Origin of the sequence: Curtobacterium sp. PhB78, from assembly GCF_003751685.1 — a bacterium.
Lineage (GTDB): Bacteria > Actinomycetota > Actinomycetes > Actinomycetales > Microbacteriaceae > Curtobacterium.
This window is the reverse complement of sequence record NZ_RKIA01000002.1, coordinates 20,201-33,407: the sequence shown is the minus strand read 5'-3', so window position 1 is coordinate 33,407 and position 13,207 is coordinate 20,201. Positions and strand designations below refer to the sequence as shown.

Sequence of the window (13,207 nt, the reverse complement as noted above, 5' to 3'; positions counted from 1 at the left end):
CGTCACGCCGTCGCGCACGACGAGGTCGAGGTGCAGCAAGAAGTGCAAGTCGACGAGCACGACGAGGACGAAGACGACGAACAGGTCGATCCAAACGCCATCTCGGAGTAGTCGACGTAGTCCTTCACCTCGAGGGTGTCGACCTCGAAGCTGTCGAGTTCGGCCGCGAGGCTTGCAAGGTTGTTCATTGGATTTCCTTCTCAGGTTCCTGGAGTGCGGTTGCACTCGGATCAGTGCGACCGGACGGCCAGCACTCCAGCCAGCAGCAGACCGACGACGGTTGCTACGGGCAAGATGGGATAGCTCCGAACGGCGACCCGTGCGAGCAGAGGAAGTGCTGTCGGTAGACGGTTCCGGCGGATGAGCGTTCGGAACGCGACGGAATGCAGTTGGTCGACGAGCGTGAACGACTCGAGGATGCGGATGCCGTCAGTGTTGGGCAGGCAAGAAAGCCCCAGAGCCAGAACCAATACATCGACGAGGAGTACCGCTCCAGCGATCGCCTCGAGCTCCGAACCGTGCCGTGCAAGCGCGAAGGTCAGCAGCGGCACAGCGAGTAGGGAGAGCGAGACCAGCGGCCCGATGACGATCACCCTCAGACGATCCGGCCGGGAAAGAAGACCGAACCCGTCCAGCTGCGTGTTGAGGAGCGGGAAGACGCCGAGTCTAGTGATGGACACTCGCCCCGTTCGTCCTCCGAGTACGCGGAAAGCGCTCGCGTGGAACCACTCGTGCATGAGGGTTACGCCCAGACTCCAGAGGATCGACGCGATGACAGCGAGGACGACCCACCCCGCCTGCAGCTGCTGCACCGCCGCGATCGCTGCCGTGACGGACACCGCTGCGGCCACACACATGGAGACAGCTACAGCTAGGAAGATTACGAGCCCGGGCGTGGCAATCATCGACTTGGTCCAGCGATCCATCGGTCGCGACGTCCCGATGGTCGACGCCCAGACGGCCCTGAGGTTCGATGCTGCAACGTGTGCCCGGGCGTCCATTGCGGTCAGCGACTCTGCCGATGCGACGAACGGCCGCTCGATGAAGCCAAAAGTGATGAGTCGGTTGATCACATCTCGAGTTGATGATCGCGTCACCGACAAACCCATTCGCTCGAGCACGAGGGTGATCTCGGACGCACAGCGGCGACCGTCGATGAGGTCGAGGACCATGCGCTCACGGATGCCGACGCGGACTATTCGGCGCTCGCCCGCGAGCGCAATGTCGGTGACGAGGTGCTCGCCGTTCCACCGAGCGGGACCGATCTGGATCTGCTTGGCCAAACGCGGCCGCCATGAATCCGATGGATGATCCTCGGACGCTCGCGGGATCATTCCGGAACGTCCAGCGCCGCCGCGATCTGGAATGCAACGAACGCTTCGTCTGCGACAGACACCATCATCCGGTTGTTTGTCATGTGGACAAGCGAGTGGCACAAGGACCAAGCAGCAGCCTGGGCGGACTCCGGCGGACGTATTCCGTCATCGTAGGCGAAGCGTAACTTCCCCGAGTCGAAGAGTTGGAGAAGATCCTGCCGGACTCGAACGTTCTCTGCGGTCCATCCGCGGTAGCGTTCGGGGACGAGGGTCGTCTCGCCCGCGCATATCGATTCGAGCATCGGAACGAGGCTCTTTCGGAGCTGATGCACCGTGTCCTCGTGCTTTCGCACCCCCGACGCAGAGGAGTACGGCGTTGCGTCTGAATACCCGATCGCCCAGCGGCGATGGTAGGCAACGAAGAATTCACGCACCAAGCCGCGATCCGCGAGCAACGCCGCAGCAGTCAGGAAGCTGACCTGAACGGCGACGCCGAGTAGGAGCGTCCTCACTCGTTGATTCCCCGCCTGGAGAACGTCCACCGCCAGAGATGTCGAGGTGACGAACTGGCGTTCCGCGAGCAACATGCACTCAGCTCCTCCGTAGCGATGTTCTTCACGCTCATAGGGACGCCTTTCGATCGAATTGTTGGGGCGGAACCGGGGACTCCCGTCTGGATGAAAGAAACGTGGACGGTGCTCTTCCTGGAACTCGCCCGCGAACAACCGCTCGTAGAATCCGTTGTCTTCGAGCTCGACCATGGGGTGCATCGATGGCTTCCGCGTCAAGTAGGACCTGACCGGCTCAACGACAAGAGAATCGATGTGGGCGATCGGCCACCGCTGGTGGACACGAAGACGAACACGCACGTGACTCCCCTCAGCCCAGTAGTTGATGTAGAACCAATCAGTCACGACGCCGCCAGCCACGAGCGACTCCAGGAGCGGCACAACACAGTCGCGCATGAGCACGTCTGGAGACCCCCCGTAGAACACGTGGTAGGCGATCCAGCAGTGGTCCCGGTCTCGGTCGAGGGTCTCTTCGAGCGTCTCGAACGGGCTCGACGAATCTGAAGCCGCCATTACCTGACCTCCGCGGAATTCTGGACGATACTGATGCCGACCATCGCTTCAGCGACCCGGCCCGATGACCCGACGTTCGCAGAAGCAACGGTCGGATCGGGAAACGGCTCTGTGATCTCGACCACCGTTTCCGCGTCGACTTGTCGGAGCCTGCTGTGCAGATTGGAGACGCAGATGAGCAGCGAGATGTCGAAGAAGAAGGGCTTGGGGCGGCGGGTGTCGCCGGAGATCACCCGCAGGTAGGCGCGCGTCGGGATGGAATGGAGTGCCCAGAATCGACGCCAGGTCGTCGCGCCGGAACACGTGAGCGGGTCCTGATCCGGAAAGTCAGCCGCGTTCACCAGCACGGCGGCGCGAGCGATCACGATGCCCCCGAGCTCCATGCGCGGTCGGACGACGACGTGCCCACGGCCCGGCACCCTTCTCAACATATCAGCTGGCTTCATACCGAAGTTGACCGATGGCGTGAACAGCCCAAGGGCTTGGTGCAGTCGAGGAGTAGCAGCGGGGACGAGGTACCCCGAGTACTCAGGGTGCACGATTTTGTCCGTGTCTCTTCGGATGAGGAGAGCCCGGCCGAGTGACCGAGACCACCGAACCGTCAGAGCTCGGAGATCCAACTCGTGTGCGCCGGGTCGCTGCGGGTCACCGGGCATCCGCAATCGCGATCCGAGAACGTCGCCGTGCAGGTTCAAGTTCGAGAACACCCGACCGCCGCTGACTTCCAGCAGGCTCACCCCTGCCTTCTGAGCTCGCTCTTCGATCTCCGCCAGGTACTCGAGCTTGGCTTCCGGTACGACGTGCGTGAAGCGGGACGTCGTGAAGCCAACCCCGCCGAAGCAGTCATTGACCAGCGTGGTCCGGCTCCGAAGGTCGTGCTGCACGAGAAGATTCAGGTGCCGGAACGGCGCGCGGATCTCCAGAGCTTCAGTGCTGACGGCACGCACCGTATCCCAGAGATCCACCGGCTCTCGCCGCATGAGAGCGTCAAGGTCGGCTGTCTCCAGTCGCACCGACTCCTGGGCTGACCCCAAGCACTCGGTGAGCCGACGTCGCACGAGCTCACGGCGCCACGCCGCTCCCCAGCGCAACCACGGATCCTCCTTGAGCATGCGGTCGGGGAGGTCCGCGTACGAGTGCTCCTCAAAGGAGGCCAGGAGCTCGTCGTCAAGACCGCGGAGGAAGTCACCGACGTCGTCGACCGATTCGCCGGCGCAGGTTGCACGCTGGTAGTACCCGTTCAGTAGGTCCCGCCGAAGATGCGTGGTGTCGAGAAGATCGATGAACCGAAGGAGCTTGTTGACTGTCTCGCCGGAGAGCTCGAAATCTTCGAAAGCATGTGTGGTCGGACAAGCGACGACGTCCTCGTAGACCACTGACCTCGGAACGTCTGCATCGGTTCCCGCTAGCTCGTAGATGTCGGCAACGGATCTGCGAACGCTGCGGATCTGGGCCGTCCGTTCGTCGGGGTCAGTGATGTCAGTGACACGCGCTGCGTCGTCTCGGTAGCGGCACAGCGCCTCGGCGAGCTGTTTTCCGCGCTTGCTCCCGCCTGCGAGCTGCGAGCTCGCGAACTCGTCGAAGCCTTCGACGTTCAGCGATGGCGCGATTAGGACGCCAAGTGCGAGCAGCCGGGTCACGAGGTCCGCGGCGCGTGGCGCAGGTACGCACAGTCTGCGGCTGAGGTCCTCCACCACGAACCGCCAGGGCTGAGTCTGAGTCGAAGCATCGAACATCGAAGCGACCGCAGCGATCAGGCTCCCGACCGGCAGATGAACGCTGTCTTCGACACACGAGGCTCGGTCAACGTTCGATGCGGTGCCCGGGAACGTCCACGTCGCACGATCGATCGTGCATCCCTGCGCTGTCCGTCGGAAGTCCGGGCTGATCGTGAGCCGCACGCCCCGCATCACTTCGTGGTCTCGGGTCAGCCCCAACAACACGTTCGAGAGCGGGTAGATCGACCAACGACTCGTTCCGGTCCCGGCAGACGAAACTCCCACGGAGGGAGCGGTCCGGTCCACGAATGAGACCGGTCCGAGCCATGTGAACGGCGTCGTCTTCGCCGCGGCTCGAAGGAGGTAGGAGAACATGGATCGCTCGACGCGCCGACCTCGCTTGTCGACGTCCCCCGACCGTTCGAACCCAGCAACGTACCGCGAAACTTCCTCGACCAAGTCTGGTGTGGCCACAGCGAGACCACGCAGGACTGCGCCGTCCGACATTTCGCTACACAGAGCCGCACGCTGCTCGACAAGACGAGTGTCGAATTCGGCTTGGAGCAGCGCATCCTGCCGCATCCATCGATCGACGGCTGCGGAGTGGCACCCAAGGCTGGAGCGGACCATCGAGCGCTCCTCGGCGCTGAGCGCCTCGAAACGACGACTCGCTTGCTGGACGTCTCGGCGGAACACTGAGCGGCGAAAGCCGATCAGGGGCGCCGTTGCACGGCCGGAGTCACGCCAGGATGCGATCCCTACGAGGAGCGCCGCACTGATGCCTTCGCGCTGCATGGCGACGACTCGCGCCGCGTTCCAGTACAGCGCGTAGTCACGGTGGTCTTTCATCGAGCCCAACCGTGCGACCGTTTGGACATCGGCTCCACCGAGACGTACTTGCATAAGCGAGTCAATCGAGATGGTCATCACGAGCCTCCATGATTCGTCGCCGCGTGGACGCTGCCACATGAAGGCATGTCTGCCCCGAGCATGATCATGAGCATCGGTGAGGCCTCTTCGGGGTCAATTCCTGAGCGCGCGGAGTGCGCCGCAGGGTCGAACCCGAGTGCCGTACCCGTCCCGATGCCGGCCTCGCAAGCAAAGTTCAAGATGCCCTGACATGCCGAGCCGACCATCGCGTTCGTCAGGCGGTAGCCGCGGACTCCGCGGTGTCGGGATGCGCCCTGGACCGCTGCGCAGATGATCACTGTGCATGCTGCACGTCTCCCCATGTAGTTGTGCAGAAAGTACGTGCTGTCCAGGAACGCGTCCTCGTCGCCGGACAAAACCAGGCGGAGCTCGTCGGCATCTGCGCGGTAAAGTCCTTTCTCAAGCCCCTGCACGCGTGTCGCGTACACGAGGAAGAAGATGTCTGGCTTGTGTGCTGCCCCTGCGGTGAGCGCGTTTGCTGACCGCAGGGCGGCCGCGAGCATCTCCCTCACCGCAGAGAGCGAGATGCCGCTGACTCCGAAGCGTCCGAAACTCGATTCGCGGCGCAGCAGAAGCTGACGCGCACGATCACGATCACGGTCGGTATTCCCGCTGGATGGTTCGACCGGGCGGACCCGCTCTCGCGCGGAGACGTCGGGGAGCTGACGTCGCATGTCGGCTTGCAATGCACGGGTCGTGGAGAATCGAACGCGACCTCGGTCGCCTTGATGGCGTGTCGGCGTCGTGGGCAACGGGGTCGTCAGCGCTTCGGCAGGTGCCCCTGCGACCTCGTAGTCTCGGAGAGCCCCCCAAGGTTGAACAGCGTAGACGCCGTTGTCCCGGGCATCGAGACCGAGCACCGCTGCGATCGCTTCCTCGTCCACTTCCATGTCCCAACTTCCTGCGACTCCATCGCCGAGCAGCTCGTGCTCAGCTCCGAATACCGTGCCGACGTCCATCGCGGTTGCTTGGTAGGCGAAGTCCCCGTACTTGAACGCAGAACGCCAGAAATCGATCGTGATCACGAGGTAGGAAGCGGCCGATCGGGTGTATTGCTGGATCTGGCGGAGCTCATCAGTTCGGTCGTGCCGTTGCAGTTGCTCCCAGCCGTTCGCGATAACGCTGAAGTGGTACACGCCAGCGCGGAGTTCTGCGTCACCGCCGTGGACGAGGTAGAAATCCGCGCAGTAGCGGCCGCCTCCGGAGGCCGCTCCGCGTCCCCACTTAGCGTGCGCCACGTGTGTGTGGACCTCCGGCCGGTCGTTGAGGTTGACCGTCAGCTGCAGCCGCTTCAGCCCGTAGATGCTGGCGCAAACGTCGGTCACTGCCCGGCTCACGCTCGGTTCGATCTCCCCGAACAGCCCTGTTCCCTGCTCCGGTGGGGCAAAAAGGATCGTCTGCGCGCCCTCGTGATGTGCGACCGTGCGCGGAGCGTTGGCCCAATCAGCTTTCCAACCGTCGCTCGGCATACCAGATCGAACACGGTCTACAACGAGGCGCGCGTACAGTTCGGCTGCGCGACCCTGCACTGCTCCGGACCACTCCCCCGGCGGCTGGCGCCTCATGGGAACGGATGGGGGTGTCGGTGGACTCGGAGAGCAGTCCCGGGCGGAGCGTGCGCGTCCAGCCACTCTTGGCCGCGTCCGCTCAATCGCGGCATCGAGAGGGCACGTTGTTCGGGCCAGCCGAAGTCCAGCGGAAGCAGTCCAGGGACAAGCACCTTCCAGCAGGCGAGACCGTACGAACGCGCGACACTCGACGCCACATCGACAGCGATTGGCGAGAAGCCGGCTTGCACGACCGCAGCGATCACGTCGCCGAGATCCCCGGTGATGCTGGTGCCCGGCGCGCTTGCCCGCTGCAGCTCGTCGAGTCCGCACCAGCGGGTCGACCTCGTGTCCGGATTAGCCCAGTGGGTGAGCCAGCTCCTCGCTTCACGGAGCCCGTACAGGTCAGCGTGATCGTCCACGGCAGCGACTTTGTTCGGGTCCTCGAACATCGCAAGCAGACGCTCTCGGTGTTGCCGCACGTGATCTTCGACGACTTGGAAGTCCGAGGCGACTTCGATCAGTGCGGACCGAAGTGCTCGCGCAGGCTCAGGGTGCGAGCCTGCGCCGAAACAGACGCCATCGGAGGCGGTGGAGCACACTGCGATCACGGTGGGCACATCGATACCGACGGTGGCGTCGAAGAACCTGACGTCAATGCCGATGAGACGCAGGCGCGCGATGTAGCCGATGGACTCGGGATCACAGACGGTGGAGGTATCGATCTGGCGAAGCGGGAGATCCCCGTACCAAGCCAACAGGAACGCGTCCCGCTCGATGGCTTCGAGCAGACCGAAGAGCTGCGCCTCCTGATCGTCTCCTCCCACAGCGCATCCGCTTGAGGAGTCTTGGACCCACACTGGCTCTGCGAGTCGCGCGGCGTAGAAGACCAGCCGCGCTGGAACGGCGACGGTCCGCCCGTCGGAGAGGTCGTGTCCGAGGGTCCACGCCGCAACGATCTCCCGTGGATCGATCTGAGTCGCGAGGTCGACGCCGAACTCCTCGGGCCTGATGATGTCCACTTCCTCGGGGACCGACTCCACGACCATGCAGTCGTCCGGCTCAGCGCACGAAAGCCGCTCGATGCCTTCCAGAAGACCGATGTCACGTGAATGCGCATACGAATCGGAGTGTCCGCCCCAGCTCCGCACGTACTCGCCGTGCCCGTCACGTTCGACGAAGAAGCCGGCCACCTTTGCCGTGACGAGCGACCGGATGTCCTCGTCCGTTGATGCGGACACGATCCCGCTGACGGGATTCGAGAGCTCTGAGGCGCCGAGATCAGCAGCGAAGAACGCTTTCGAATGGTTGGCTCGATAGCCGCCACTCTCGGCTTTCAGAGGCCGACGCGCTCGAGGCGCACGCGAGCACTGCGACCGGTGCACGACCGCGCCGCGGTGGATGACCAGGTCGTGCCGACCCACCGCCGTGTAGCCGTCCTGGGGAGTTCCGGACGCGAAGGCATCGACGAAGGTGGAGAGGAATGGGTGCACAGACTCTCGGGCCACTGCTCGCCTCTTCGAAGTTGGACTCCGGAGTTGAAAGTCATCCATTTGGGCGAACCGGAGACGCACACAACCGACGCAGCCGTCGTCGCCGATGAGCACAACGTGCCGATGAGTTGTGGCGGTCAGCACGTTTTCACGCCCCCTTCAAGCACGACAGCCGTCGCCGCACACAGACCGGCGGCGGACAGGAACGGTGCATCGATCGCCGCTGCAACGACGTCGACGACGCCGTGTGCCGGGAAAGCGCATCGGCCGATTAGCGCTCGCGGATCGATGCCAGACCAGGTCCGCATGGATTCGGTGATGGCGGGGTCAAGCGTGTCGAGCTGGCGAAGAGCGAGAACCTCGACCGCTGCCAGGACGGCGGCTGACTCCGGGTCCGGACCCGAACTCACCTGCCATGTCGATTCACTATCGCCGGTCGTCATCGCGACGACGACGCTGATGGCGGTGGCCCCGTCGACATCGCAGGTACCAAGGTGCACGAACGCAAGGGGCTTGCTCGCCGAGTCGATCGTACGAACAAATTCCGAAGCTCTTCCAGTGGGCTCGAGGTGAAACGCCACTCCCGATGGCGCTTGCACATTCTCGAGGAGCAGCCATTCCTCGACGGCTTTGCGCACCGCCTTGGCAGTCGCTTCCCCGGCGCGCAACGCTACCGCCACAGCAGCGCTTGATCGCTCGTACCGGCCAGCCGAGTTCGCGCGTGACCGGCGGAACACCCGCTCGGCGTGAACGTTGTGCGACTCACCCGTCGTGATGTGCACCATAGGAAGAAGCACTTCAGAAGGTTCCAGCTCGGCGACCAGGTCCTCGCAAGCCCGCTCGATCGCACCTATTCGGGCATCTGCGGTCGTCCACAGACTCGATGCAGCCCGGCGGACCCCATTGTGCTGGATCGCGACCGTGACCTTTAGGGGCAGTTGCGTGACTTCGTCGTCGTCGAAGCGTGTCACGGGCATGGTGATCTCATCCACCAGCCGGCACCACTCCGGATAGGAGCCCGCACGGGAGTCCTCGGGAGTGATGGCGCCGGAGGCCTCGGCTCGGGGCGCCGCCGGGGAGAGCGTTACTCGGCGTTGCTGAGTCCTCGGAAAGACGGGATGGGCCGTCGCCTCCCCTGTGACCGCGTCGAGCGAGAGCAGGCCCGTTGCAGTCTCAGCGGGAAGTACCCCGCTCAGTCCTTTGAACACTTCGTACGAGAGGATCGCACCGAGCATTCGTTGGACCGCGGTCGAGCCCGACCGACCTTGCAGTGGGTCAAGGCTGCTTTGAGATGCAATGAAGGTGCTTTGCAGGGACTGGATGGTCGACCCCGCCTCCAGCGCCACGACCGCATCCATCCAATCGGGTGCGACCGCACCCGGAGACCACTGATGCGGAAGCACGAAGATCCGCTCGTCTCCAGGGACGATCAGAAGGCAACGCTCGGGTCGCAGGTCCGTGAGGTTCGCCGCAAACCAGGCCATCCCCGATGCGGTCGGCAGGACGATGACGTGCTCAGCTTCCAGAAGGTCGCGAGTCTGGTCCATCGATGCGCTGTCGGGGTCGGGCACGATCAGCCGGACTGCACGGTGGCCGTTCTCAGCGAGATTTCGCGCGGTGGTCGTCCCGATCTCGCCGCCGCCGACGATGTGGACCGGAGTGTCACGGAAAGCGACAAAAGCCGCATGTGGGCGGTCGCTGTACTGCGCGAGGAACGCAATCTGCTCCGTGTACAAGCCCCGGTCATCGACGCTCAGTGCGTCGACATCATCCTGCGGGATCCATCGGAGGATTTCTCGCTCGGCCAGGAAGCTCAACATGGATTCGACGAAGTTCCATCGAGACGGGCCGACGGCCGCTCGCAGTTCGTCACGACGCACATCGCCATTCAGGAATGGGACAAGACGCTCGAACACCGCAAAGACGGCTGTCCCACTGAGCCGGAAAGCCGGGCCAGTGGATGAGAACTGGATACCGTCCTCGATCTCGGCGTAGAACGTGTCACGGCGAAGAAAGGGTCGGTCCGATCCAGCAAAACGATGTTCTTCAGCCCGCGGAGTCCCCATGTGACCGACCATAGTGGACACGACGGCAACATTTCAACGGATCAATCCGGCGTGTCTAATACTAGCGCTGGTGATGAATACGCCTCGCCGCCGATCAGCTTTTCCGGAGACGGAAGGCACGGCACCAACCGGCACCGCGCCTCCCGTCCATCACACCGTCGTCAACTCACCACGTCAACACGAACCGCCCCCGCGTCCCCCCAGCCTCCAACCGCTCATGCGCCTCCCCAGCCCGCGCAGCCGGCAACACCTCCGCCACCCGCGGCACCACCGTTCCCCCTTCAACCGCATGCCGCAGCTGCTCGAGCTTGTCGAACGACCGGTACTCCGAGAACACCGCCACCTGCTCGAACCGGATCCCCCGCGAGCCGTCCCCCGACCATCCCCGCACGTCCAGGAACACTCCACCGTCCCGAACAGCATCGACGACGACCCCACGCTGCACCGCAGCATCGGCGAGCGCATCGACCCCGTCCGGCACGAGCGCACGGACCGCGGCAGCGAACCCATCACCACGCGGCACGATGTGCGCCGGCCCGAGCGACCGAACCAGCGCCTCGTCCGCCGGAGCAGCATCAGCGATCACGGTCAGCCCAGCGGCGACCGCGAGCTGCACCACGTAGTTCCCGAGCAGCCCGGCAGCCCCGGTCACGGCGAGCGTGTCCCCACGCGACAGCCCGGCGAGCGACAGGATCTGCAACGCCGTCAGCCCGTTCATCGGCACCGTCGACGCAGCCTCGATCGACGTCCCACGAGGGATCCGCGTGAACGACCCCACCGGCGCCACGAGCTCCTGCACGTACGCCCCACCGTGCGTGCTGAGCGGCAACGCGATCGCCATGACCTCGTCGCCGACCGCCCATCCGGTGACGTCGGGCCCGACCTCGTCGATGACGCCGGCGGCGTCCATCCCCGGCACGTACGGCGGCGAGGCCTGCGAGCTGTCCCGCTCCCCGGCACGCACCCCCGTGTCGGTCGGGTTCACGGCGAACGCCTGCACCCGGATCCGCACGGACCCCGCACCCGCGTGCGGCTCCGGCACCTCGTGGACGGCGAGGGCCTCCGGCCCTCCGAACTGTTCGACTCCGACGACCTGCATCCTCCCGGTCTACGCGGACGTTGCTTGACGCAACCTGACGCGACCCACCATCGGACGGGAGGCACAGTGCCAGCCCGCCACGGGCCTCCAGACAGAAGACGGTGACGTCCACCGCCCAGCGCACCGTGCAGGAAGCGCGATATCGCGATACGCCATCCGGGCAAAAACAGAAACATGCCTTCCCCGTGCGCGAGCACCCGACAGGGAAACCACGCCATCCCCCGATCGGAGGATGCAGCACCACCGCCCCCACCGATGCCCCGCGGCGCCCCACCGGCCAGGCTGGACCCATGCCCGAGTCCCCCGCCATCGAGGTCCAGCACCTCAGCAAGCAGTACGCCACCGGCAAGGTCGCCGTCGACGACGTCAGCTTCGTCATCCAGCCCGGCGAGACCTTCGCCCTCCTCGGCCCGAACGGCGCCGGCAAGTCCACGACGGTCGAGATCCTCGAGGGCTACCGCTCCCGCACCGCCGGCGAGGTCCGCGTCCTCGGCCACGACCCCGCACGGACGAGCCGCAGCCACAACGCACGCATCGGCATCGTCCTGCAGACCAGCGCCGAGTCCCCGAACGTCACCGTCGCCGAGCAGGTGAACCACTTCGCGACGCTCTACCCCAAGCACCGCAGCACCGACGAACTGCTGGAAGCAACAGGGCTGACCGAACAGCGCAACACCCGCATCGCCCGACTCTCCGGAGGCCAGCGCCGCCGCGTCGACGTCGCCCTCGGGATCATCGGCCGCCCCGAAGTGCTGTTCCTCGACGAACCGACCACGGGCTTCGACCCCGAGGCCCGCCGCCAGTTCTGGGACCTCCTGCGCCAGGTGCAGGCCGAGGGCACGACGATCCTGCTCACCACGCACTACCTCGACGAAGCCGCCCAACTCGCCGACCGGGCAGCGGTGATCGCCGACGGGAAGCTACTCGACATCGCGCCGATCGACGAGATCGGCGGCGCCGCAGCCCGCACACCACGAGTCCGCTGGCGCGACGACGCCGGCGACCTGCACGACGAGCGGACGAGCGACCCGACCGCGCTCGTCCGCAGCAGCACCACGGCCATGCACGACCTCGAAGTCATCCGCCCGTCCCTCGAGGACGTCTACCTCGGAATGGTGGGCCAGAAGTGAACACCGCGACCAGCCGCGTCTCGTACGAGATCCGCTCCTACTTCCGTGCCCCCGACGCCGTCTTCTTCACGTTCCTCTTCCCCATCATCATGCTGGCGCTGTTCTCGGTGGCCTTCGCGGACGCCGACCCGATCCGCGCCGTCGCCAGCAACGGGCGACCGGTCAGCGTCGACTACGCCACCTACTACCTGCCCGGCCTTGTCGCGACGGGCATCCTGCTCTCCGGTACCCAGTCCCTCGGCGTCGACATCGCGACCGAACGCAGCGACGGCACGCTGAAGCGCCTCGGCGGCACGCCGCTGCCGGTGCTGAGCTACTTCGTCGGCAAGATCGGCATGGTCCTCGTCACGACCATCGTGCAGACGGCGCTGCTGCTCGGGATCGCGAGCCTGGTGTTCGGCGTCGACCTGCCGACCGACGCGAGCAACTGGGGCGTCTTCGCGGGCGTCATGGTCCTCGGCATCGCCACCAGCTGCGTCCTCGGCATCGCGATCTCGGCGCTCCCCCGCGAGGGCCGCCGCGCCACCGCCACCATCGTCCCGATCGTGCTGGTGCTGCAGTTCATCTCCGGCGTCTACCTGCCCTTCACGCAGCTGCCCGACTGGCTGCAGAACGTCGCGTCCGTCTTCCCGCTGCGCTGGATGGCGTCCGGCATGCGGTCCGTCTTCCTGCCCGACGCGTTCGCGTCCGCCGAGCCGGGAGGCGCGTGGCACCTCGCCCTCGGAACGCTCGTCCTGGTCGCGTGGCTGGTCGGGGGCACGGTGGCCTGCGCCCTCACCTTCCGCTGGAACCGCAAGGACTCCTGATGGCGCCGGGCAGGTGGGAT

The 13,207-nt window shown here is 65.2% G+C and carries 10 protein-coding genes; 2 read left to right on the top strand and 8 right to left on the bottom strand.

Annotation, left to right across the window (positions count from 1 at the left end):
- Positions 1-2 precede the first annotated feature (2 nt).
- The 8 genes from EDF53_RS03975 to EDF53_RS03940 all read right to left on the bottom strand — a co-directional run bounded on the left by EDF53_RS03975 (position 3) and on the right by EDF53_RS03940 (position 11,251).
- Positions 3-188: a thiazolylpeptide-type bacteriocin gene (locus EDF53_RS03975; protein WP_123292373.1), complete on the bottom strand. Its 186-nt coding sequence runs from the start codon at positions 186-188 to the stop codon at positions 3-5.
- A 42-nt stretch (positions 189-230) separates the two neighbouring features.
- Positions 231-1,283 carry a hypothetical protein gene (locus EDF53_RS03970; protein WP_123292372.1) on the bottom strand — a complete coding sequence of 351 codons (1,053 nt, stop codon included), beginning with the start codon at positions 1,281-1,283 and terminating at the stop codon, positions 231-233.
- 47 nt (positions 1,284-1,330) lie between these two features.
- Positions 1,331-2,398 carry a lantibiotic dehydratase C-terminal domain-containing protein gene (locus tag EDF53_RS03965; RefSeq protein ID WP_123292371.1) on the bottom strand — a complete coding sequence of 356 codons (1,068 nt, stop codon included), beginning with the start codon at positions 2,396-2,398 and terminating at the stop codon, positions 1,331-1,333.
- Positions 2,398-5,043, bottom strand: coding sequence for a lantibiotic dehydratase (locus EDF53_RS03960; protein ID WP_185020934.1), 2,646 nt, complete (start codon positions 5,041-5,043; stop codon positions 2,398-2,400). The genes EDF53_RS03965 and EDF53_RS03960 overlap by 1 nt, the downstream gene beginning before the upstream one ends.
- Positions 5,043-6,515, bottom strand: coding sequence for a nitroreductase family protein (locus EDF53_RS03955; RefSeq protein ID WP_148058261.1), 1,473 nt, complete (start codon positions 6,513-6,515; stop codon positions 5,043-5,045). The genes EDF53_RS03960 and EDF53_RS03955 overlap by 1 nt, the downstream gene beginning before the upstream one ends.
- A gap of 92 nt (positions 6,516-6,607) precedes the next feature.
- Entirely contained in the window at positions 6,608-8,101 is a 1,494-nt protein-coding gene (locus tag EDF53_RS03950) for a YcaO-like family protein (RefSeq protein WP_185020933.1), read from the bottom strand.
- A 122-nt stretch (positions 8,102-8,223) separates the two neighbouring features.
- The gene (locus EDF53_RS03945) at positions 8,224-10,152 is read right to left on the bottom strand and encodes a hypothetical protein (RefSeq protein WP_148058259.1); all 1,929 of its coding nucleotides are present in this window, start codon (positions 10,150-10,152) and stop codon (positions 8,224-8,226) included.
- 166 nt (positions 10,153-10,318) lie between these two features.
- A complete protein-coding gene (locus EDF53_RS03940; protein WP_123292366.1) occupies positions 10,319-11,251 on the bottom strand; it encodes an NADP-dependent oxidoreductase in 933 nt (310 codons plus the stop codon).
- A 290-nt stretch (positions 11,252-11,541) separates the two neighbouring features.
- On the opposite strand from EDF53_RS03940, the gene EDF53_RS03935 reads away from it, so the two are divergent.
- A complete protein-coding gene (locus tag EDF53_RS03935; RefSeq protein WP_123292365.1) occupies positions 11,542-12,381 on the top strand; it encodes an ABC transporter ATP-binding protein in 840 nt (279 codons plus the stop codon).
- Positions 12,378-13,187, top strand: coding sequence for an ABC transporter permease (locus EDF53_RS03930; protein ID WP_123292364.1), 810 nt, complete (start codon positions 12,378-12,380; stop codon positions 13,185-13,187). The genes EDF53_RS03935 and EDF53_RS03930 overlap by 4 nt, the downstream gene beginning before the upstream one ends.
- The last annotated feature ends 20 nt before the right edge of the window (positions 13,188-13,207 follow it).

What these genes read in the sequence shown, in the direction of transcription:
- EDF53_RS03975 (WP_123292373.1), bottom strand. Translation starts at nt 188, where the DNA reads ATGAACAACCTTGCAAGCCTCGCGGCCGAACTCGACAGCTTCGAGGTC.
- EDF53_RS03965 (WP_123292371.1), bottom strand. Translation starts at nt 2,398, where the DNA reads ATGGCGGCTTCAGATTCGTCGAGCCCGTTCGAGACGCTCGAAGAGACC.
- EDF53_RS03960 (WP_185020934.1), bottom strand. Translation starts at nt 5,043, where the DNA reads ATGACCATCTCGATTGACTCGCTTATGCAAGTACGTCTCGGTGGAGCC.
- EDF53_RS03955 (WP_148058261.1), bottom strand. Translation starts at nt 6,515, where the DNA reads ATGCCGAGCGACGGTTGGAAAGCTGATTGGGCCAACGCTCCGCGCACG.
- EDF53_RS03945 (WP_148058259.1), bottom strand. Translation starts at nt 10,152, where the DNA reads ATGGGGACTCCGCGGGCTGAAGAACATCGTTTTGCTGGATCGGACCGA.
- EDF53_RS03940 (WP_123292366.1), bottom strand. Translation starts at nt 11,251, where the DNA reads ATGCAGGTCGTCGGAGTCGAACAGTTCGGAGGGCCGGAGGCCCTCGCC.
- EDF53_RS03935 (WP_123292365.1), top strand. Translation starts at nt 11,542, where the DNA reads ATGCCCGAGTCCCCCGCCATCGAGGTCCAGCACCTCAGCAAGCAGTAC.